The sequence below is a fragment of the Pseudomonas sp. NS1(2017) genome, from assembly GCF_002269425.1.
GTDB classification, from domain to species: Bacteria; Pseudomonadota; Gammaproteobacteria; order Pseudomonadales; family Pseudomonadaceae; genus Aquipseudomonas; species Aquipseudomonas reactans.
Genome location: NZ_CP022960.1, coordinates 3,751,506 through 3,774,678, shown reverse-complemented (window position 1 = coordinate 3,774,678; position 23,173 = coordinate 3,751,506). Strand labels below are relative to the sequence as shown.

Below are 23,173 nucleotides of genomic sequence, written 5' to 3'. Positions count from 1 at the left end.
GTGGGTAACCCGGCAGGACGCCGGGTTAGCCGCGCTGGGCCAAGGATGGCCCATCGCGGCGGCCCACGGATTCAAGCCTGCGTTCGGGCACACCGAGCCTAAGCGAGGTGCCGAGTGTTGGGGCGAGGACCTTTTGGTTACTTTTGGGTCCTTCCAAAAGTGACCCGCTGTAAGAGCGGAACCCTAAGTAGCCGTTACCTAAACAACGGATATGCCCTCAGCCACCAGAACAAAACCCCACCCCCTGCAACGGCAACTCATAAGACTTCTTAACCGTCCGAACCACCAACGTAGAAGAATAAGTCCGAATCGGAATATCCCGATAAGTCTCCAAAAACCGATAGATATACTCGGTATATTCCGCAGCATCCCGAAACTTCGCCACCATCACAAAATCAAACTCCCCCGTCATCAAGTAGCAGTCCTGAATCTCCGGATGACCAGCGAGTATGTGCTGCATCCTGCGATCAATATCATTGCTATCCCTGTCCAACTTGATCAGAAAAAACGCCGTCACCTGAATCCCCAGCTTGCGCTCATCCAAGACCGCCACTTTCGCCTTGATAATCCCCGCGCTCTCCATGCGGCGAATCCGCCGGTAACAACTGGTGGACGACAGCCCCACACTGTCACTCAACAACTCCAGGCTCTGGTCGCAATCCTTTTGCAACTTGCCCAGGATTTTCAAATCCATGGCGTCTGTCATCGGTTCCAAATCGTCCTTGAAAATTGCAATGAATCCGTCGCAATGACGGGCCAATTTGCACAAATCCTGCGCAGTGGCTAGTTAACATCGATTCAGCTTAGCAGCCCGGCCAACACCTGGCCTTACGGCGGCATGAGAGGGATCTTATGATAGTCGCGAAACCGACATGGACCGCTGATATCCAAGGACTTTTCAGCGCACCCTACTGGATACCCGTCAGCCAGCGCGCCGCCGTCGCAGCCACCTGGATCGGCTGCATGAATGCCTACGACGTGTTCCTGGAAGACCCGGCGTCGGTCAAGACCTGGTCGGAGACCATCTACCAGCACCTCGCCTCGCGCAACATGCCGCTGACCACCGACCAGCAGCAATTCTGGCCAATCGATGCCCTGGAAACTTTCCGGCTGTGGGTCAACCAGGGCTGGCGCTTGAACAGCATCTCACCGTTTGACGTGGCCGAGCGCATCCCGCCACCGGCGCTGCCGCACCCGGTCAAACGCGTGCGCCAGGACATCCGTTCGCTGAGCGCCGATGAACTGAACCTGTACCGCGCCAAACTGGATGACGTGATGCACATCGGCGACCCCGACAGCGGCTCGCCCTGGCAGCGTTACGCGTACATTCATACAAACTGGTGCCTGCATTACCAGGAAGCCTTTGCCCTGTGGCATCGCGCCTACCTGCTGTACCTGGAAGCGTTGATCGACTGCGCGATCCCTTACTGGGACTGGATGGCCGCCGACGCCAGCATCGACGGCAGCCCCCAGGCCGGCCTGCCCCAGGCGTTCCTCGATGAAACCTATGTGCATCCGCACACCGGTGAAGTACGACGTAACCCGTTGCGGTATGCGGCGGCCAAGGATGGCTGTTCCAAGGTGTGCGCCACGGCGCCGGTCGGGGACGTGGATTGCCTGTATGTGCAGCGCAACCCACTGTTCTATACCCAAGGCGAGGCCTTTCGTTTCGAGCGCACCCAACTGTATGGCATGAGCCGAATCTTTCAGCAGCAGGTGGTCGATGCGCTGGCGTTCACCACGTTCAGCCAGCCGCAAGGCGAACCGGGCTACCCCTGGGCCAACATCACGAGTTTCGATCCGCCGCAACCGAATGACCTGTACCCCAACCGCGCGCTGAACTTCGATGGGCTTTACGAGCAGCCCCACGACAACTATCACGGCTGGATCGGCGGTGACATGGCCGATAACGCCTACACCGCGTTCGACCCGGTGTTCTGCTCGTATCACGCCAATATCGACCGCATGCTGGAGGTCTGGATCCGCGCCAACCCGGCGGCGCAGTACACCACCCAGTGCCTGTTGCAGCCATTCGCTGGCCATCAGGCGGCTGAGGTGAGCTTCACCAGCGCCGACGCCTGGCGCTACACCAGCCTCGGCGATATGGCCCAGGACAGCCGGCACATCGGCTACGACTACGGCACGCCGGTGGCCCCGCAGTTTGGCGCAGCGAAAGCTGCGTGCTGCCATCAGAAACCGGCTGCCATCACCGGTCCCTGGGTGGTGTTCGACCATGTGCGCTGCACCCACGACACATACCTGATCGACGTATTTCTTAACCAGCCCGACGCCACGGCGCAACAGGCGAATGCCGACAACCCGCACTACGTCGGACGCTTCAGCCGCATCGGCATGGGCCTGGTGGACGACAAAGGCCGCTGCATCACCCAGGGCGTTTCCCGCGCACTGAATGCAGCGCGCAACGTCAAGGCGCTGAACCTCAAACCGACCGATACAGCGCAGCTATCGCTGATCGTGACCCATCCCGATACTGGCCAGGTGTTGACGCCCGATGCGTACGCGCCCCTGCCTGGCTTTATCGCCCAACTGGTGTGGGAAGATCCACGCCAAACCTCTGCCGGCCCCGCTCCGGACGCCGGTTGCTGCTCCACCAACACCCATGCTGGAGAACCGACATGAGCACGCCCTTCACCCAATTCACCTCCCCTGCCGAACAAGCCCCCAAGGACTACAACAAGCTAGGCCTGGAGAACGAGCTGTCCACCTTCGAAACGAACTGGAACAACAACGTCACCGGCTGGACCCAGATGTCGGTGATCGGCAACCCCTGGTCCAACCTCAACGACGCACCCCGCTCGGGCTACTACAACCCGATCGAAAGCGGCTACGGCACGCAGACGCCAGTGACCATCACCTGGCAGCCCTTCCCCAACCGGCTGTGGACGTTTTTTTACAACAATGGCGCCGCCGTGGTCCCGCAATTGGGCGGCAAGGCCATGACCCTGGACCAGGTGATGCAGTTGACCGACCACGGCCAGATCACCCTCAACAACACCCTGTATTCGCTGTACCCGGACCCGAAGGCAACCCAGCTGCAGATTCCCAAGGTGCTGTGCAAGTCCATCAACTGGCACGGCCCCTACGCCGACTTTTCACCCTCGGGCCCACGGGGCTGGCTGGATGAATACTGCGAGTGGTCGATCACCCGCGACCCCAACGGCAACATGCGCAGCATCATGTTCACCAGCGAGAACCCGGCTTACTTCCTGACCATGTGGAACATCGACCCACAGGCCGTGCTCGGGCTGTACAAAGCCTATGTCGACCCGCAAGTGAAGATCGAAGACCTGTACCTGCGCTACACCGCCAACGGCCCGACCGGCAACGCCGGCGACCCGGTGCTTGACCCCACCACCGGCCAGCCCGCCTACGACACCGTGAACAAATGGAACAGCGGCACCGTGCGCATTCCGGGTGTGTCGGGCGGCGCGATGCACCTGACCTCGGGCCCCAACACCCTGAGTGCCGAGATCTACCTGGCGGCGGCGGCCACCATCCTGCGGCCGATCAAAAGCAGCGGCAACCAACAGAACCTGATCTGCTGCGCCCAATACGGGCAGAACTACCGTAACTCCGATCCGCATATCGGTTTCTCCGCCAACCAGGAAGCCGTCAAAGCCCTGATTTCCTTGACCAACCCCATCGGTCTGTACCTGCAACAACCGAAGTCCTTCAGCACCTGGAAAGGCCCGCAAGGCCAGGACGTGAGCAGCTACTGGCGCATCACCCGTGGCACTGCCGGCACCGGGCCGAACAACTCCGACCAGATCCTGCAGGCGGTGTTCGAGGTGCCGGCCAGCGCGGGGTTCTCGATCAACGACATCACCATCGGTGGCACGCCGATCGACTACGTGTGGGTGATCGCCAACGAGCTGAATGTGGCCCTGAGCGTGACCCCGGCGCCACTCACCGCCACGCCCCAGGAGTGCGATTGCGTGGCAGCCAACAACACCGATGCACAACCCTGGCCGGTGCAGTTACTGCCGATTGACCTGTTCTACGGCCAGTCCCCCAGCGACTTGCCGGCCAGTTTTGCGCCCGGCAGCTCGGGCCAGTTCGTGCTGGTGGTGCAAGGCGCCGACCCGAAGACCACGGCGGCGGATGCGCGGGTGCAGTTTTCCAACCCTGGGATCACGGCTCAGGTCACGAAATTCCTGCCGGATGCCTCGGCGATTCCAGGGCAGACCGACAGCGGCGGCACCCAGGGTTACATCATGACCGTCACCGTCAGCAGCAACGCGGCGCCGGGGCTGGTCAGCGTGCGCGCGCTGAACCCCAGCGAAGCCGCCAACCCCAGCGCCACCCAGCACCCATGGGAAAGCGGCCTGGCGCTGGTGCCTGTCGCCTGAGTACCGCCCGGCCGCCCATGCCTGGCGTGGGCGGCCACTTCCTGAATCTTGAGCAAGGAATGCGACCATGAACGGATGGCCTCGCCCGCTGCGTCGGGCACGCTTGAGTGTGTTGTGCTGGATCACCTGCGCCCTTCTTCCCCTGCTGGGCACCGCGCCGGCCAATGCGGCCTCGGACGCCCAGAGCTGCGTCAGCCAACTGGTGTTCGATCCCACCAGCGGCGGCTTCCTGCCGGTAAACAACTTCGGCACCGAGCAGGACTTTCTCAACTGTTTCGGCTGGCAGTTGTTCATCGCCATGAACTGGCCGGTCAACCCCGGCTGGCCAGCCAACCCGAGCCTGGCCGGTGAGCCGGACACGCAAAGCACCGCGGCCCAGTTCGGCGTGCCGCCAACGCCCGGCCAGCCCATGAGCAACGCCCCGGTGTGGGCCAGCTACAAAGACGCCAGCGATATCTTCCTGCCCGGCGCGCCCAAGCCCTCCGGTTGGGGCGTGGAAACCCTGGTGCCGTCCAATTGCAGCGCCACCGGCAACCTCAAGGCATTTTCCACGGGCGCGCGTAAATTCATCACGGCCACCTCGGAAAGTGCGATCAACCGCAAACACCGCTTCCACTTGTCCAGCGGCACCCAGGTGACCTTGCCGGATTCGATCATGGAAGCTTCCGGCGGCTGGCTCACGGACCAGTCGGGCAACCTGGTGTTTTTCGAGCGCAAGGTCGGCAAGGCCGAGTTTGATTACATCGTCGATAACGGGCTGTACGACGCCGCCAACCAACTGATCGTGGCGCAGAACAGCGACAACCGGCACCCGGCAGGCCTGTCCTTGCCCGCCGGTAAACTGGTGCGCGAGCTGCCGGCCCAGGCGCTGCCCCAGGAAGAACTCGGCGCCCTGGAACTCAAGGCAGCCTGGCGCGTGCTTACTAACAAACCCGAGCTGTACGGGCGTTACCTGACCACCGTCGCCTGGCTGCAGCGCCCCGACACGCTGCAATGTACCCAGGAAGTGGTGGGTCTGGTGGGCCTGCACATCATCAACAAGACCCAGACCCAGCCGAACTTCATCTGGACCACCTTCGAGCAGGTCGACAACGTGCCCGACGGCGGCGCTACCCCGCCCGACGGCTATAGCTTCAACAACCCGGCTTGCACCGGTGACGCCTGCACGCCCAACATCGCACGGGTACAGTGCGATACCACCCACACGCCGCCCAACTGCACGCCTCTTGATCAGCCAGTGCAGGCCACGCGACTCAATGCCACGCCCCAGGACCTGCAGGTGCTGAACACGGCGGTGCAGCAGACTTTCACCCAGAAAACCCAGGGCCAATCGGTGTTCCAGTACTACAAACTGGTGAACGTGCTGTGGTCCAAGACGCCCAACGCGCCCAACGATCCCGGCCCCGGGCCCAACGTGCAGGTGCCGCTGTCCTATGGGCCGTTTGTCAGCGACCAGAGCGTCGTCGTCGCCAACACCACGATGGAAACCTATGTGCAGACAGATAACTGCAACGACTGCCACCAGTACGCGACGATTGCCGGCGGGTCCAAACTGGCGTCGGATTTCTCCTTTCTGTTTGGCAATGCCGACTCGGCGAAGAACACGCGCCTGATCAAACGCATCGAGGCGTTCAAGACCCTCAAGGACAACCCGTAGCCGAGGCAAAAAAAAGGGGGCGATCAGTGATCGCCCCGAACAGTACAACGAGAGGTCCTTTCCAAAGTCTTACAGGCTGATCTGCTTGCGCTCCTCATCCGTCAGCCGCGCCCGCGCCTGTTCACTCAGCGGCCCCGCGCCCAGTACCTGCACCGGGCTGTCGGGGTTGTAGCCGGAGGTTTTCTGCGCCGGTGCAGGTTCCTGTGGCAATGGCTCGCTGCCCAGGCTCAACACCTCAACGGTCATGATTGACGGCCGGCCCTGCCTGGACGCCGCCTGCTGACTGCGCGCCGCGTCTTCCGCCGCTTGGGACGCCGCCGCCCCCGCTGCGCTGGCCGAACTCATGGCACTGGTGTTGATCGCGGCTGTCACCGGCACCCCGGACGACTTGCCCTGGGTCTGGATGTTGGCTGCGTTGACCACGCGCAAGGCGGCGATGTTGACGTTGCCGGAGACCCGAATGCCGGCCTCGCCCGCGTCGATGGTGCCCGCTGGCGCCAACAGGTCGATGTCGCCGGCCGGTACTTCGGCAATCGGGGCCAGCGTGGCGATACCGGCGCCGGCGCTCGGTACGTTGGGCGACAAGGTCACATTGCCCCAGGTGTCGTACACCCGCTTGGGCGGGGTGTAGAGCACGGTGGTTTTCGAGCCGCGGCCGGCGTTGATGTCGCCAGCGTTGGACCAGGCGAGAATCGCCCCGCCAAAGGTGGTCATGATCCGACTCTGGCCCAGCAGGATGCTGCCCTGGGCGTACAGCTGAATATCCCCGGCACCTTGGGTCAGCACGCCAGCGGTGGCCGGCGGTGCGGTACCCTCGATACCGAAGACCTGTTGCCCGCCCGGGCTGAGCATCTGGATATCGCCGCCGAACCGGGTCTGCACGCCGGCGCCGCCATACAGGGTGATATCGCCGTCATACACGATCGGGTTGCCCGCCACGTCTTTATTCGGCAACAACCCATCGATGGCCGCGCGGCTGCGCGCAAAGCTGCCTGAGCGTGGGCCTGCTTCCCGGTTGAATTCACGTCCGCCCTCACGCACTTCGGCAAAATAGACCGAGCGGGCGAAGATCCGTTGTTGCTCAGGGCCCAGGCCCGCGAAATACGTAAGGGCCTGGTCGGCGTCACCACTGAAGGCATAACGCTCCTTGAGCCATTGCAGCAGTTCAGCCTCGTAGGTTTTTGCCACCTTGCCAGCCTGCCCCGCCAGGGGCACACCGTCGACGGCCAGATTGCCGCGGTCCAGGTACGGGGTGACGAACTTCAAGTAATCGAGGCCATTGGCGCCTACACCGGCTTCCAGCACGATAGACGCACCGGAGCGGGAATCTCCGACGGCCACCGGCCCCAAGCTGGCGATGGAGGCTTTATCTTCCATCAACAGATTGCGCCCGGCACTGACTTCCAAGGTGCCGGGGCCTGCGACATTGAAGCTGCTGTACACAATGTCGCGCCCGGCAGACACCACCGAAACATCGTCAAGACGGTTATGCACAAACAGATTGCCGCGGCTGTCTCCCGAGTAATCACCGTTGTTGCCCAGCACTGCAGGGAACACCGTGGACGTGCCCAGATACGTGCCTGACCCGACAATGTCGCGCCCCGCCCGCATCCATACCGGGCCTGCCGACTCATAACGCACTTGCCCCGCCCGTGTGCCGTTGAACGTGATGATTTCGCCACTGCGCAACCCAACGATATCGCCCTGCCGGGCATAAAACCTGGCCGGTTGTGCCTGGGTATCCGGGCGCACAAAATCAGTAGGGCTGCGCAGCGCGAAGAAGGTGAAGTCATCACGCATCGCATCACTGCCCAGGTTGTCCACGACGTTGCTGAATCCGTTTCTGCCGACAAACGCTGGCGCAAACGGCGTCGGTATCGACGTCAGGCTGTCACCCGACTGGTTGACGGCGTAGCCACTGGCGTAGATCGAATCGCCGGCCAACATCGCCAGCCGCCCCTTGTTCGACGGCGCCAGCAACAGCGAGTAAGCGGGGTTGTTGGGCTGCGGGCCGCTGCCCAGCGCGGACGCGCCCAGGTAGATACTGCCATTGGCCGCCACCACGCCGAGCTTGGAAGGGAAGATGAAACGCCCATCCGATCGGGAGTAGTTCTGTCCTTGCAGTGGATCGACACTGCCACCGGGGCTGAGCGACACACTCTGCACACTGGGTGTCACACTGCCGCCCGCCGAGAATAAGTCGATGGCAGTGCGCTCGGTCCATAACGAAAACCAGGTGGTCCCATTGCCATAGTCCTGGCCGTTGTAATTGAACGCTTGGGCATGTTCGGTGGAAACCCGCCCTGGGTCGCCGGCCCCCGCCAACACCAGGTCACCTCGGGTCGACAGGCTGGCGGTGGCATCTCCCAGCATCAGCGTGATTCCGCCGGTGGCTGTACCCAGGCTCGCGGTGTAGGGCGAGTAGGCCCGGCTGTCCATCACATCCTGATCGCCACGCATACCTCCATAGTTCAAGGCGATTCCGCCCAGGCTACCGGCCTGCAGATTCAGGGCACCGCGCAGGTTGGTAAAGACACCGTTGAGGCTGAGGGTTTCTGCCTTGAAGTCGGCTGACCGCGCATCGGCGGCGTTCGGTCGGGTCGCACGTGCGTCCAGCCCTGGGTTCAAGTCCCCGCCCATGCGCACATTCAGGTCACCGCCGCCGGTGAGCAGCAATTGGCCGTCAACCAACCGCCCGGAGCTACCGACCGCCAACACCAGCCCTTCGCTGCGGGGTGCCCTGCCACCATCGGCAGAGCCACGGCGAACCTGCATGCCGGCGTCGCTGCCCAGGTCCAGGGTCAGATTGCCGCCACCCAGGGTGCCGATACCGGTGAACCCGACCAGCCTCGGCAGCAGGTCGATCTGTTTGGCGTCTTCAAATTGAAGGTTGGCTTTGCCATTGCCTTGGATATAGGTACCAAAGTTGATCCACCAACTGGTCGGCGCAGGCGTCACGCCAGGGGTGTTGCCCGTGCCTTGACGCCACAGCCAGTTACCCAGGTTGCCACTGTTGAGTTGGGTGCGACCGTCATTGACCATTGCCACACCCTGGTTTGGCGTCCAGATATCGCCTGTCAGGCTACCGCCTGTGCGCAGCAACAGGTTGCCGCCCCCATCGGGGTACCAGGCGGCGTATGGGCTGCTTTCATCGACCAAGGCCTCATACGCCTTGGCTGCGCTGCCCAGCACCGTTCCATCTGCCGAGGTGGCGCGAGCCCGGTCAAAGTCTCCGGCGGCACTGCCTGCGCGCGAAGCGCTGGAGGCCCCGGCGGTGTAGATACCATACGGCGATTTCATCGCCACATTGCCTGCAGCGATAAGGTCCAGATCCCCAGTCCCGGTACGCAGTACGCTGAAAGGCTGACTCACCGCCGAGACCAGCTTCACATCCCCCAGCGTGATCTTCTCAGGAATGGCCGGTGTGGGTTCACCCTGGGAAATGCACAAATCAGGGTCGCAGAGGCTCTCGTCCTCGGGTGATACCGGCTTGCCTGGAACAAACCCGAAGAGTTCCCCGAGATCACTCCACACATACTTGACGCGAACACACATCTCCGCCTCGTCGCAGGAAACCCACTCAGATTCCGGCACCGGCGTACCCGCCTCGACGCCAAACAGCTCTGCGGCAAAGTCACTCCAGTACCACGCGCCACCCGGCCGGGCTGGCTGACCAGGCACGATGGTTTTCACGCGGGTTTCATAAATCCCATAGTGCGTATCGGCCAGGGTCAGGTCGCCGGCATAGGCCGGCTGGATGGCTCGCGTGTCGGCAGCCTGGGTATCGGCGCCCGATACCAGACGCAGCGACCACGATTGCGAGCCCTCGGCCAGCATGGGCGCCACGGCCCAGTTCTGGCGCGCCGTTGCGCCGGTCACCGTGCGCAACGGCACCGACACCGCCCCATTGGGCAATTTCACATCGGTGCCATAAGGAATCAACGCGCCGACCTTGAGGGTCAGGTTCCCGGCCAACAACACACCATCGGTTGCAGTGCCCGTCACGGCCCCCCGGCTGGGTAAAGGCACGCCCGCCGGCCAGGTCATGGCGCGCAGGGACGCTGCGCCCGCCAATACGGTACCCGCGTCCAGTTGCGTACCGGCGACCAGCACCACCGGTTGTTGCAACAAGGTGCCGGCGGCATAGAGCAGGTTGCCGGCGCTGTCGCGCACTGCAGCGCTCAACACAGTGTTGGCGGGCAAGGTCAGTGGCGCATCGAGTGTGCCCTGGGTCGGTAACACCGTGCCTTCGGCCAGTGTGGTGGCCTGGATCGGCAGCGCGTAGTTGAGGCGCTTGCCCGTGGGGAACGCACTGCCGTTCGCAAGGACGACGCCAGGGCCAGGCACGATCACATCGGCGCCGAACCCTTGCAGCCCTGGGGTCAACACCCAGCCATTGTCGTCCGGGGTCGGGGGCGGCGGTGCAAACCCATCGTTGATGCTGCCATACACATTGATATTCCCTCCGGCACGCACCACCAGGCTGCCCACCTCGCCCGAACCGTACACCGAAGTCTTCGGCGTATTGGGGTTGACACTGGCGTAACGGAAGCCGGACAGGTCGAGGTCGCCGCTGATCATGAGGTCACCCTGGGTGACGATTTCCACACCGGGCCGCAGGTGGAACGCATCGGCGTAGCGGCTGTTGTTCAAGCCCGCAAGCTTGCCCGTCATCAACCCGGTATTGCTCAAGGCATTGTCGATAAAGGTTTGGGCAAGCGCGTGTTTCTGCTTCAGGTAATCCTGATCAATCACCTGATACGGTAGACCGCTGGCCGAAGGTTCGACGCCCATCGGGGCATCGGTGTAACGGGCCACGGCGTTGACCGCGATGGAACGCGCGCCCAACACGTTGACCTGTCCACTGGCATCGATGGCCACGTCATTGGCATTGAGCCGTGGCGCATTCAGTTCCAGGGTGCCTCGGGCGACACTGTCGTATAGCCCCGCGGCTGCCGTGCCATGGCGCAGGTCGATGCGCGCCCCATCGGCCAAGGTCAGTTGACCGTCGCCGCTGCTGAGTTCCACCATTGCTCGGTTCGGCGCGTCGATGATCTTGCCGTAGCTATCCACCCGCAATACCGTGCCATGAGCGTCCAGTACTGCGCTGCGGGCAAGGGTCAGGCCCTGTTTGCCGGCCAGCCGAATGCTGCCGACACGCTCGCCACTGGCATCAACGGTGCCTACCACCGTCAGACTGCCGTTATCCACCGAGACATTGACTTGATTGGCCTTGAGTTCATCGCCAATCACCAGGCTGCCCTGCTTGAGCTGGAAGCTGCGCGAGCCAAACACCTGCCCCTGGTTCAGGCGTTGGTTCAAGGCGGCGAAATCTCCCACCTGCTGCGCACGGATATCGACGCCACCGGCCAGATACGGCACGCGCGTGCCACCGGCATCGTAATAGCCGCTGCTACCGGCGCGAACCTGCCCTTGCAGGTCGACCTGCCCGGCACCGGCGCCCACAGCCACGGCCTTTAGCAAGCCGCCCTGGTTGAATTGGGCAGACAGGTCAATCAGCGCGCCTGCCGCCTGGTGAATGTTGCCGTGGCGGCTTTCCAGGCTGACATCGCCGCCCCAGCTGTATTGGCTCACATCGTTGATCCGCACGGTGCGCCCACTGAGGTCCAGGCGCGAAGCCGCGCCCAGGGTCAGTGCTTCATCAGCGCTGAGGGTCAGCTTGCCACTGGGCAGCACCACCGAGGTGTCCAAGGCCACGTTGCGCCCGGACAGCAGCAACTCGGCGCCCAGCGCGTCGATGGCCGTCGTATCCACCGCTGCCGCACTGTTGGCCGCAGCCTTGACGGTCACATCGCCCCCGGCAGTGATCCGGTTGACCGAACCGGCTTCGCCGGTCAGCAAAGGCGTCGTGATGTTCAGGTTGCCACCGCTGTAGGCAAAGCCCTTGCCAGCTTCATAGGCACCCTGGGCCTGATGCACGGTCAAGCTGCCTTTGTGGTTGGCAGTCATGCGTTCACTGGCGTTAAGGTTGACGTTGGCAAAGCCCAGGGTCATCCGGCCATTGGTGGCCAGGCTGTCGGGCTGGGCGTTGCGGCCATAGCCGAATTCGATTCGCCGCGCCTGCAGTTCCAACGTGCCGCTGCCGGTGCCTGCGCCATTCTTGATCACCGCCGGCGGCGCACTGATGTCGCCGCCCCATACCAAGGTGCCGGTCTGGATCAGCGCCACATCGTTCGCGGCGCCATACCCATAGATCGCGGGTGTGGTCAGCAACAGTTCATCGAGCAGCGACTGACCCGAGCTGTCGAGGGTGCTCAGGCGGGCGCTGCCATAAAAATTCAGCGATTGCCCGGCAGTCAGCGCCAGGCTTTTCAAGGCCGGCGCGCCATAGGCGGTATCACCACGCAGCAGCCGGTCCAGCACCTGCTGATTCAGCGTCAGACCTGACGGCAACGCGCCCCGCGCGGCGGCCTCGGCCAACGCCTCGGTGCTACCCACGTTGATCCCGCCCACTGCCAGGGCCAAATGGCGAGTGCCGTAGCGCACGCTGTCGCCCAAGGCAAACTGGTTGGTGGTGGCGAAGGCAATCGAGCCCTCGGAATAGAGTGAGGTGTCACCGCTGCAGGCGCCTGGGTTGCATTGGCCGATCAAGATGCTGCCCGGGCCGATACCATTGGCGCCGCTGACCGGCGCCAACATCTGCAGGCGTCCATTGGAAACGGCCAATACGCTGCGGTTGCCCGGTCGATAGATAAAACCATCGTCAGAATCATAGGCGGCCTTGCCGCGCCCCAGGGTATTGATCGATGCACCCTGCTCGATTTCGAGGGCTCCCGATGACCTGCCCGACACCAGGAACACTTCCGGCGCGGCGAGCGTTGCGCCCTGACGCAAAACGACTGAATTAGCAGTGGTTGCCGCCAGGTCGGACCTGACAAAGTTGCCACCCTGGCCATACACCACCGTCATTTCTCCGCCCACCACCAGCCGGGCAGCCCCCAAGGCATTCAAGTCACTGGCGCGCACCGACACCATCGACGCCGCGGTACTGGCCTTGGCAGTATCGGAAAGCACTTCCATATCGCCACCCGAAATCACCGCAACCGTGGCACCAAATCCGCCTTGCGAGGCGTTGAACCGCCCCACACCGTCAAAGCTGAACCCCAGGTCTTGTTGACCAGCGACCAGGCGCAACTTCAGGGTTTTGGCGTCCGCTTCAAGCGCCGCGCGCGGCACACCCAGCCGTAATGCATCCGCACGAACAAAGTCCGCGTAAGGGGTTTCGTTGTACTGGGAATAACGGCGCAGCACCGCAGCCGGAGTGACAATCACCTGGCTCGATAAACTGTCACGGATCCCGGTTCCGGCAATCGACAGGAAGCCTTCGGTTGACCAGGAGCCGTTGTTCATGACCGAAGCGCCGCGCATCGCGCCGTTGGCGAAGGGTGCTGCCAAGCCGTTGATCTCTACCCGAAACGCCCCCGGCAACAAGGCATACGTCGACGGCAGCAAAGTGTAGGTACCCGCTGGCAGGCCGGGAACACCGGCACCGATACTGATTTGTTGCCCCACCAGCGGCTGGGTCGCGCCCGCTTCGCCGCCGCTGGGTGCGGCCCCTGGCTGGCCGCCGGGAACAATCGCATAAATCGGGTTCGTGGCCAGCCCCGGCAAACTGAAGCGCCCGTCCGCGCCTATTTGCACCAAGGGGTTGTAGCGCGCATCGGTGGAACCGCCGCGCCCGGAAACAAAAGCTGCGCCAAGCAATTCGCCGCCGCCGGAGAGGTCCAGCACCGCCTCCTGCTGCACCTTCAACGCGCGGCCCGTCAGTTGCACGCCCACCGCCACATTACCGGTGCTGCGGGTGCCGCCGACACCCAGCAACTCGACCTGCTTGCCGTCGTACTGCCAGGTCACGCCATCGACTGTTCCGCCATACGGCAGCACCAGGCCACCGGCGCTGACGGACGTCAGGCTACCTGGCAACAGATTGATCAATTTGGTCGAACGCGTGATGCCGCCGTCCACGCCCAAGGTCAGATTGCCCATGGGCGCACGCAGGACACCGCCCTGCTCGATGGTCGAGGCGCCTAACAATAAACTGCCAAACACCGAATAAGGTTGGGCCGGGATCGCACTGCCGACCCGGCCGATGCGCAACGTACGCGTCGGGTCAAAGTCGCCCCCTGTGTAACCGGCCGTGACCTCTGCAACGGCACCGGTAGCCGGGTAAATCTGCGCTGCCGTAAGGTTCAGGTCGGCTGAGGTGATCAAGGCGGTTTTGGTCTTGTCGGAACTGCTGGCCAAAAAGCGCATGTCCCCCTGGCTGATCAGATGGGCCTGATCGAAGGCACGCCGGTCAACGGCGTCGGCCAAGGCTTTGGAGCGCTCGGCATGGGCGCCAAAGTTGACGCTGTCGCGCACGTCCAACACGTTGGCCGCTGCAACCCTCAACAGGCCCGCCGCCGCTTGTGTGGAAACGCCGCCCTGGACCGTCGGGCGAACGAGGTTGTCGGTCCCCAGGCTGTTGTTGCCCACCCCGGCCAGTCGCACATAGGGCGCTGCCAGTAGCACTTCGGATTGCCGCGCCGCACGATCCGTCAACGCCATCGCCCCGGCATACAGGCTCAGGCTTTGCCCCAGACGCAGGGATACGTCACCGTCAAAGCTGATCAAGCCATTGCTCAGCAACGCCAGGTTGTCAAAGCCGCCGGCGTTGACTTGGCTGACACTCAGCAGGCCGTGGCCGTAGGTCAAGCTGCCCGCGACCGATTCAGGGGTGCTGCCGTTCGGCAACGGCGTGCCCGACTCGGCGGTACTGACGATCAATTCACGCGCCTGGCGCACGCGGGTAGCCGCCGAATCAGCGTACAACGGCGCTTCCAGGGCAATGTTCAGGCTACCGCCGGCGGCACCCGCCCCCCCGCTGTTGGCCCTGAGCAAGCCGTCCAGATAGAGGCCATTGTTGGACGCCAGGGAAAGGCTGCCACCTCGGCTGGCGATCACGCTCGGGCCCAGCCCGGACACATCCAGCACGGCCTGGGTGCCGGAAGCGTCCAGGCGCGCGCCTTCGCGCACCACCACAAACAAGTTGGCGGCGCTGGCGATGCCGGTGGCGGGATCGATCACCCCGCCCACCACGATAGTGCCGCCCTGGCCCACTACACCGTAGCGCCGACCCAGGCTGTCAACCGCCGTCACTGCGCGCGCAGACACATCCAGCACGGCGTGCTCGCCGATCCAGATGGAGCGGTCGTGACCTTTGGCTTCAACCGCGTCGGCCACCGCAGGTTGTACGCTGACGCCACCCAAGGTGATGTTACCGCCCCAGGCATTCAATGCGCCTTCCACGGTCAGTTGGCCAATGCTGCGCACACCGATGGACTGGCCCGGATCCACATTGATCACGGCGCCCTGGCCGATGCGCGCCTGCACGGTCGCCATCTGCGCCGCAGTGGACAATACAGTGCCCGCTTGCAGGTTCAGGCTCGCGCCTTTGCGCACGGTCAACTGACCCTTGGTGGGGTTTTCCTGGTAGAGGGGTGGCGTCCAGATTTGCAGGGCACTGCGCGGGTCTGCGCCACTCACCACGCTTTGTCCACTGTCATTGAGGCGGTACACCGGCACAGTGACGTTGACCTGATGACCGTCAGCCACCAGCAAACCTTCGTTGCCAGTGATGTCATAGGCACCGAAGCCCTTGTTGAAGAACCCGCTGCCCAGCTGCAGCGTCCCGCCTGGCGCAGCAGCCACCGTATCGCTGATCAGTACCTTGCCCGCCTGCAGGCTCAAGCGGCCACCGCCGTTGACCCCATACCCGAGCAATTCGCCGTTGAGGACCAGGTTGCCCCGGCTTTCAGCACTGTTGGCGTTGGCCGCCAGCGTCAGGTCACCGCCCTTGCCGCCGATCAGTTGGTTCCTGGCATCCAGGGCCGCGCCGGAAGACACATCCACGCGGCTGCCAGCCGCCAGCGTCACATCGCCGCTGCTGCGCACGGCCACGCTGCCGCCGTTGAGATAAGGCAAACGGCTGCCGTCCTCCACGTTCAGCACTTGGTTGCTCCACAGGCCGCTGGTGTCCAGGGACACGCCGCCGTTGACGGTCAAGCTGCCGCGACCGCCCAGGGTCACATCGGCCCGGCCGGTCGGGGTAATCTGCGCCAGCACGTTGCCCAGTTGCAGGCTGCCGGCGTGCGCGGTCAGGTTGGCATTGACCTCGACCTTGGGGCCGAACAGGGTGATGTCACCTCCCGCTGCCACCTCCAGCGCACCGTCGACCCGAATCGAGCCAGTGCTGGCGATGTTGATCGATCCCAGATGTGTCGCGTTCAAAGCGTCGCTGTCCAGATAAAGCGTGGACGCCCGATCAGTTGGCAGCACAGTGCCCAGGTCCAGACCGGCTGCAATGGCATGTGTACGCTGCCCCAGCACGACGTTTTTCACCGTGTTGGCGTCCGCGCCCAGGGCGTACTGCACCTGAGCGCTGTCCTTGACGTAATACGGCACATAGTTGCCGACCACCAGGGCGGCGCCGCGCGCCACGGCTTTGTGCGATTGCAGGTAACCGTCCAGGCCTTTTTGCGCAGCCTGGGTCTGGCGATCACCCTGGAAGGTATCGCCCACCACCTGTCCCTCCAGCACTGCACTGGCGGTACTGACGACCAGGCGCCCCGCATCGCGCCCCACGGTGTAGCCGGCCTCGCTGCGCTCACGGGGTGCAATCAAGGGGTTGTAGTAATACTGGGTTACACCCCAGCGTTGGCTTTGGTCTTCATACCCCTTGTAGAACCCGGTATAGAGCAGATCCCCCGGCGCGCTGGACAGTTCATACAGTCGCCCGCCAGGGCCCTTGAGCCACGTCTGCTTAACCTTGCCAGCCTGTACCTCAAGGGTCCCGCCCGACACATTGATCTGGGAGCCTTGCTGGGTCACCACGTCCTTGCCGCTGAACGTCACCGTGCCACCCTGGGCCATCCATTCACCAACGCCATGGTTGCGTGTGCCCAGGTAACCGCCCACCTCCAGCAGCCCTCCCGCGGTGTACCAGCGGTCAGTGGCATAACCATTGGTGCCGGCCGGTACAAAAATCAGGTCGCGGACATCCACCCACACATCGTTGTTATTGAGGGCCTTGCCATCACGGTTGACCGCCGCATCACGCTGCTCGTTGCCCTGGATATTGACCTTGACGCTGTTGGATTCCATCGCCAACTTGACGCCGATGGCGCCCGCCACATCGATCACCGCTCCGTCGCGCAACAGGGTGCGCTGCGCCGCCTTGACGCCCACTTGGCCACCGGTGGCCAGGGTCAGGGAGCCGCTGCGAAAATCCACCGTGCCGTCGCTGGTGATTTCCACCAGCGACTGGTCGCGGCGGTAGACATCCGCCGGCACAACGTTACCGGCCACGTCGACCGACGGCTTGATCAACCCGGCACGCTGGCTGTCGAGGGCGTTGCTGGTGTCGAGCACAATGGCGCTGAGGCTGCCCTCGCCCAGGGTCACCCCGGCGTTGTTGCCCGTCCCCTTTAAATGCATTGTGCCCCGGGCGTCCACCGAGGAGCTGGCGAGCAACACGCCGTTTTGCAGCACCTGCTGGCCGGTCAGGGTAATGTCACCGGTTGAGGCCTGGATCAACCCGTTGTTGCTGGCCTTGCCACTGCCGGTAACGCTGACTTCGTTGCCACGCGTGGTGGAGGCAATATTCCCGTCGGTGCTGTAGCCCTTCTTGATCACAAAACTGTCACCGCCTGCCAGGAAGGTCTGGCCGCGTGCGGTAGAAATACTCCCGGCGTTCTCCACCTCTTTGCCGAGCAGCAGCACATAACCGCCGCCGGCGGTCGAGGTGGCAGGCACGTGGGTCTGGATCTGTGCACCGCGCTCGATCGTCACATTCCCAGCGGCCTGGGCAAAACTCGGCGCGGTGTTGCTTGAGCTGTACAAGCCCCTGGCAGTGAATTGTTCATCACTGAACCCGGTAGCGGCGGCCACAAGGTTACGCACATTGACCTGACTGCTACCACTGAACACAACGCCATTGCTGTTGACGATCATCACCGTACCGTCTGCCTTGATCGCCCCCTGGATCTGGCTTGGCGCGGTGCTGTTGTTGACCCTGTTGAGTAGGGCCCAATCACTGTTCTGCTGGAACTGCACCGTGGTGTCGCGGCCCACGTTGAAGGTTTGCCAGTTAAGGATCGCCTTGTCGGCGGTCTGCTTGATCGACACCAGTGTCTTGCCGTTTGCATCGGTCTGCACTGGCCCCTCGGCATTGACGAACAGCGGCTTGCCGTCTGCACCGACCACCACATTCAAGCCATTGCCACCCAGGCCGTTGTGAAGAGTCTGCGGCCCTGCACTTGCACTGGTTCTGGCTGCAGCCTGCGCGGCCTGTTGTGCGGCAATCGCGGCGACACTGGTCGTGAGGTTCTGCAACGAGCGCTGCAACTGTGGGTTGCTCCGTTGCTGCTGGGACAACGGCGGTGGCGTGCCCGGCAGCGTTGCCCCCGGACGCACACCGCCGGCGGCCTGCACCGCACCCTTGGCGGCGAACCAGCCCGAACTGAATGCCTGGGGTTGCGCCGCGTGAGCGCCGCCGGTAAACACCAGCAGCGCAATGACCTGGGCCAGGGGTTTGAGGAGCAACACTTGACCTGCAGTGGCAGGCACCTTGGCGGCGCGGGTAGCAGGCAGCTTCAGTCGGGAACGCATCACTTACAGGTCCTTTTGACGGGGCAGGCGAACGACGGCGCGCAGGCACTGCGCAGCACGTGTTGTGGTTATTGTTTAAGGCGGTTGCCAGGCGGCGCGACTGAACTGTTGTCACACAATGTTCATGCAGTGCTGTTCAACGGGTGGCGCTGGCAGGAAAACGACAAAACCGGCAATGACACGAAGTCATTGCCGGTTGTGGAACGAACCCTGTGGAACGGGGTTTTACAGCGGACGACCGATGCCGTTGCAGGTGTTGGTATCGCCCAGGCGCAAGGCGCTGGTGGTGACGTAGAAGTTGTCGTGGACAGCTTTCTGCCAGGTCGCGGAGAGTGGGATGAACGAGTGGCTGCTGACCGCAGCGTTGTTCAGACCGGTGTAGTGACGGTTCAGGAAAACACGGATACGTGCAGTATCAGTGGTGTCTTTGTAGCACTGGCTGAAGACCAGGTTGGTGTAGCCCACGATAGGGTAGCCCGCAGACGGGTTGGCAAACGTAGGGACCCATTTCAACGGGTCTTTCGCGTCATTGCTGCCCAACGCAGGTGGCGCAACGGTGTCGAGCGTGACCTGAACGTTGACTTCGGTCGGCAGCGCGCCGTTGATCGAAGCAACGGCCGACGCGTCGTTGAACTGTGCGTAGTCCGGGCTGACGTAGCCGATGGCACCGTTGTTGTTCGCATCAGCAACAGCGGTGGCAACAGCCTGACTGCCCACTACACCGATGTAGTTGGTGCCGGCGGGTGGGTTAACGGCTGGGTTGAACCCCACAGCGGTGGCGAAACTATTGCTGGCAACCGGCAACAACGTACCGCTCACTGCCTTGAGGTGGGTGGTCAGAATTTCAGTCGTACCGCTGTTTTCAGTACGGTAGACGACTTTGATAGGCAGGTCCGGGCCAGCAACGCCGTCGAACAGCACCTCATTCCAGTTTTTTGTCACACCCGCAAAGATGTTTGCCAGTTGAACACTGGTGAGTTTGAGTGAGGTCTTGCCGTTGATGTGATAAGGCACCGTCACCGAAGTGGCTGCAGCCGGCACTTGAATCAGCGGACCGTAGGCAGCGCGGCCCTTGACGGCGTCATTGTTGTAAGCCAGAAGCTCTGCACCGCTGACAATCGAGTCGCTGCCGGCGTAGTCAATGTTGATACCGGCAGCCAATTTCAGCTTGGTCGAATCGTTGCCGAAAAATGCTTTCTTGCCGTCGCCGCTGCCGACGCCGATGTAGGCGTTAAAACCTGGAATGGAAGACGCCAGAATACCGGTGCCGGTGGTGGTGCCGTAGAGTTTTTCTGGCAGGGTGGCACCGCCACCGACCACTGCGGCCATTGATTGGGCCGAAGCCAGTGCTGCAACCACCAAAGAGGCCGCGATCATAGTGCGCTTAAACATGAAGAATCTCCTTTCGTCGTGTTTGTACGTTTTGGGGTAGATGGCTCTTGCATGACGCCATGGCTTCGGTCCCGAGCCTGAACTACCTGAGGTAGCTACGGGGGTGGCCAGGGGTAAAACCATGGAAGAGAAAGTCGCAGTTTCCGATGACGGTTATGGGAAAAAACCTCGGGAGGAACGCCTTGATTTCTAAAAAGATTCTCGGGTGTTTTGGTCACGGTTTTGAGCGGTTTCGGCACAGGTGACAGCGAGGTTTCAGCAGGCGCGGCTGGAGGCCGCGCTGGGTGTGAAAATGTGACGCAATGAGGAACCCGAGGTCGGTCGGGGGAGCTAGGTGACCAGTTGATTTATTTCAATGATCGGCAACAGCACCGCCATGACAATCACCAGCACCACCGCGCCCATCACCACGATCATCAGCGGCTCCAGCAACGCGGTCATGCCCATCGCGCGGCGTTCGATATCCCGCGACAGGGTCTGCGCCGCACGCTCCAGCATCGGCGGCAGCGAGCCGGTTTTTTCGCCGCTGGCGATCAGGTGGATCAACACCGGCGGGAACACCTTCTCCACCGCCAACGCCGGGGCCAGGTTGACGCCCTCACGCACCTTGGCCGTGGCGTCGTTGACGCACTGGCTCAGGCGATCATTGGACAGGGTCTGCCGCGCCGCCTCCAGGGCGCGCAACAGCGGCACCCCGGCACCGCCGAGAATCGCCAGGGTCGAGGCAAACCGCGCGGTGTTCAGGCCCAGCACAAAACGCCCGATCAGCGGCAGGCGCAACACCCGGCTATGCCAACTCAAACGCGCCACCGGGTTGCGCAAATACAGGCGCCAGCTCCAGAAACCGCCGACGATCCCGGCAAAACACAGCCAGCCCCAGGCGCGGATGAAATCGCTGGCATTAAGCATCGCCAGGGTCAAACCTGGTAAATCCTGGCGCGCCTGGGAAAACGCACTGACCACCTGGGGCACCACGTAGCTCAACAAGAAAATCACGATGCCGATGGACACCAGCCCTACTACGCCTGGGTAGATAAACGCGGTGAGGATCTTGCCACGCAGGTTGTTGCGTTCCTCGATGTAGTCGGCCAGGCGCTCCATCACCTGGGCCAGGTCGCCGGACTCCTCCCCCGCCGCGATCAACGCGCGATAAATCGACGGAAAATCCCGTGGCCGCGCCGCCAACGCGTCCGCCAGGCGCATGCCGCCGCGCACGTCGGCGCGCACAGCGGCCAGGGTCTGGGCAATGTGTTTTTTCTCGGCCTGCTCCACCGTGGCACTCAAGGCCGCCTCCAACGGCAGGCTCGCGCCCAACAGGCTCGCCAGTTGCCGCGTGGCCCAGGCCAGGTCGTTGTCCGACAGCTTGGCGGTGAACAGGCTGCTACCGGCCGCTGTTTGCTGATTGCCTTCGATCTGCACCAGCAGTGCGGTCAAGCCCCGGCTGCGCAGGCTGGCAAAGGCCGCACTCTGGCTATCGGCCTCCACATGCCCGGCCTCGACTTTGCCGCTGGCATCGGCGGCTTCATAGCGATAGCGATTCATCAGGCGTCCCGTGTCACACGCAGGATTTCTTCAGGCGCGGTGGCGCCGCTGCGCACCCAGCGCTCGCCGTCTTCACGCATGCTGAACATCCCCGCACGGCGCGCGGCCAGGCGCAGATCCTGCTCGTTGGCACCCTGGTGGATCAGGCTGCGCACATCGTCGTCGACGCAAAACAATTCATGGATACCGGTTCGGCCGCTGTAGCCGATCTGGTTGCACTGCGCGCAGCCCACCGGACGCCAAGTGCCCGGGGCGGCCGGGTCTTCCTGCTTGCAGTGCGGACACAGGCGGCGCACCAGGCGCTGGGCCAATACACCGAGCAATGACGAGGCCAACAGGAAGGGTTCGACGCCCATATCGATCAGCCGGTTGACCGCCGACACTGCATCGTTGGTGTGCAAGGTCGCCAGCACCAGGTGACCGGTGAGCGAGGCCTGCACGGCGATTTGCGCGGTCTCCAGGTCACGGATTTCACCGATCATGATGATGTCCGGGTCCTGGCGCAGGATCGCCCGCAGGGCCAGGCCGAAGGTCATGTCGATCTTGGCGTTGACCTGGATCTGACTGATGCCCGGCAGGTCGTATTCCACCGGGTCTTCCACGGTGAGGATATTGCTGGTGCTCGCGTCCAGCCGTGCCAGGGCGGCGTACAGGCTGGTGGTCTTGCCGCTGCCGGTGGGGCCGGTGACCAGCACGATGCCATGGGGTTGGCGGATCAGCGTGTCCAGGCGTGCCAGCAATTGCGGCTCCATGCCCAGGGTCTCCAACTGCAAGCGCCCGGCTTGTTTGTCCAGCAGGCGCATGACGACGCGTTCGCCATGCCCGGTGGGCACCGTGGACACGCGAATGTCGATGGGTCGCCCGGCTACACGCAGGGCGATACGGCCATCCTGGGGCAGGCGTTTTTCGGCAATATCGAGTTGGGCCATGATCTTGATCCGCGAGACCAGCGCGCCATGCAACGCTTTGCGGGGTGAAACCACGTCACGCAGGGTGCCGTCGACGCGGTAGCGCACGACGGAGTGCGTTTCGTAGGGTTCGATGTGGATGTCGCTGGCTTCGTCGCGGGCGGCTTGGGTGAGCAAGGCGTTGATCATGCGGATCACGGGGGCACCGTCCTGGGTGTCGAGCAGGTCGGTGATTTCGGGCATGTCTTGCATGAGGCGGTCGAGGTCGACTTCGTTTTCGGCGGCGCCCACTACGGCGGCGGCGCTGCCGGTGTCGGCGTAGGCGCTGGTGAGCAGGCCGTCGAGTTCGTCGTCGCGCACTTGTTCGAGGAGGGTTTGGCCGAATTGGCGGTGGACTTCGCTGATGGACCAGCCGGGGGTTGAGGGGCACACGGTTAGTAGGTGGCCTGCTTCGGTGGGGCGCAGGAGGATGCGTTGGGATTTGGCCCAGGCGTACGGGAGCAGGCTCATTGGGTTGGACCTGTTTTTAGGTGTACATATCCGTTTTTTGGGTAACGGCGGCTATTGGTTCCGCCCTTACGGCGGCTCACTTTTGAAAAGCGCAAAAGTAAGCAAAACGCTCTTGCCCCAACACT

General features: G+C 63.1%; 8 protein-coding genes. 3 read left to right on the top strand and 5 right to left on the bottom strand.

The window, feature by feature from the left end; genetic code table 11:
* Positions 1-217: 217 nt before the first annotated feature.
* Positions 218-694, bottom strand: coding sequence for an Lrp/AsnC family transcriptional regulator (locus CI807_RS17945; protein WP_095017579.1), 477 nt, complete (start codon positions 692-694; stop codon positions 218-220).
* A gap of 158 nt (positions 695-852) precedes the next feature.
* Here CI807_RS17945 and CI807_RS17940 point away from each other — a divergent pair, with 158 nt between their 5' ends.
* The 3 genes from CI807_RS17940 (at position 853) to CI807_RS17930 (ending at position 6,027) form a co-directional block, all read left to right on the top strand.
* Positions 853-2,640 (top strand): tyrosinase family protein, encoded by a 1,788-nt coding sequence (locus CI807_RS17940; RefSeq protein ID WP_095015588.1) that lies wholly within the window; start codon positions 853-855, stop codon positions 2,638-2,640.
* Complete coding sequence (locus CI807_RS17935; RefSeq protein ID WP_095015587.1) at positions 2,637-4,370, top strand: hypothetical protein; 1,734 nt, start codon at positions 2,637-2,639, stop codon at positions 4,368-4,370. The genes CI807_RS17940 and CI807_RS17935 overlap by 4 nt, the downstream gene beginning before the upstream one ends.
* Positions 4,371-4,437: 67 nt before the next feature.
* Positions 4,438-6,027 carry a hypothetical protein gene (locus CI807_RS17930; RefSeq protein WP_095015586.1) on the top strand — a complete coding sequence of 530 codons (1,590 nt, stop codon included), beginning with the start codon at positions 4,438-4,440 and terminating at the stop codon, positions 6,025-6,027.
* 69 nt (positions 6,028-6,096) lie between these two features.
* Here the strand turns inward: CI807_RS17930 and CI807_RS17925 are convergent, their stop codons facing one another.
* From CI807_RS17925 to gspE, 4 genes are all read right to left on the bottom strand, one after another.
* Positions 6,097-18,696 carry a filamentous haemagglutinin family protein gene (locus CI807_RS17925; protein WP_095015585.1) on the bottom strand — a complete coding sequence of 4,200 codons (12,600 nt, stop codon included), beginning with the start codon at positions 18,694-18,696 and terminating at the stop codon, positions 6,097-6,099.
* Positions 18,697-18,921: 225 nt separating this feature from the next.
* Positions 18,922-20,088, bottom strand: a complete 1,167-nt coding sequence (locus CI807_RS17920) for a substrate-binding domain-containing protein (protein ID WP_095015584.1) — start codon at positions 20,086-20,088, stop codon at positions 18,922-18,924.
* Between the two features lie 330 nt (positions 20,089-20,418).
* Positions 20,419-21,630, bottom strand: a complete 1,212-nt coding sequence (gene gspF / locus CI807_RS17915) for a type II secretion system inner membrane protein GspF (RefSeq protein ID WP_028619770.1) — start codon at positions 21,628-21,630, stop codon at positions 20,419-20,421.
* Positions 21,630-23,048 carry a type II secretion system ATPase GspE gene (gene gspE, locus CI807_RS17910; RefSeq protein ID WP_095015583.1) on the bottom strand — a complete coding sequence of 473 codons (1,419 nt, stop codon included), beginning with the start codon at positions 23,046-23,048 and terminating at the stop codon, positions 21,630-21,632. The genes gspF and gspE overlap by 1 nt, the downstream gene beginning before the upstream one ends.
* Positions 23,049-23,173 lie beyond the last annotated feature (125 nt).

Excerpts from the sequence above, each read along its gene's own strand:
- CI807_RS17945 (WP_095017579.1), bottom strand. The coding sequence starts at position 694 with ATGGATTTGAAAATCCTGGGCAAGTTGCAAAAGGATTGCGACCAGAGC.
- CI807_RS17940 (WP_095015588.1), top strand. The coding sequence starts at position 853 with ATGATAGTCGCGAAACCGACATGGACCGCTGATATCCAAGGACTTTTC.
- CI807_RS17935 (WP_095015587.1), top strand. The coding sequence starts at position 2,637 with ATGAGCACGCCCTTCACCCAATTCACCTCCCCTGCCGAACAAGCCCCC.
- CI807_RS17930 (WP_095015586.1), top strand. The coding sequence starts at position 4,438 with ATGAACGGATGGCCTCGCCCGCTGCGTCGGGCACGCTTGAGTGTGTTG.
- CI807_RS17925 (WP_095015585.1), bottom strand. The coding sequence starts at position 18,696 with ATGCGTTCCCGACTGAAGCTGCCTGCTACCCGCGCCGCCAAGGTGCCT.
- CI807_RS17920 (WP_095015584.1), bottom strand. The coding sequence starts at position 20,088 with ATGTTTAAGCGCACTATGATCGCGGCCTCTTTGGTGGTTGCAGCACTG.
- gspF (WP_028619770.1), bottom strand. The coding sequence starts at position 21,630 with ATGAATCGCTATCGCTATGAAGCCGCCGATGCCAGCGGCAAAGTCGAG.
- gspE (WP_095015583.1), bottom strand. The coding sequence starts at position 23,048 with ATGAGCCTGCTCCCGTACGCCTGGGCCAAATCCCAACGCATCCTCCTG.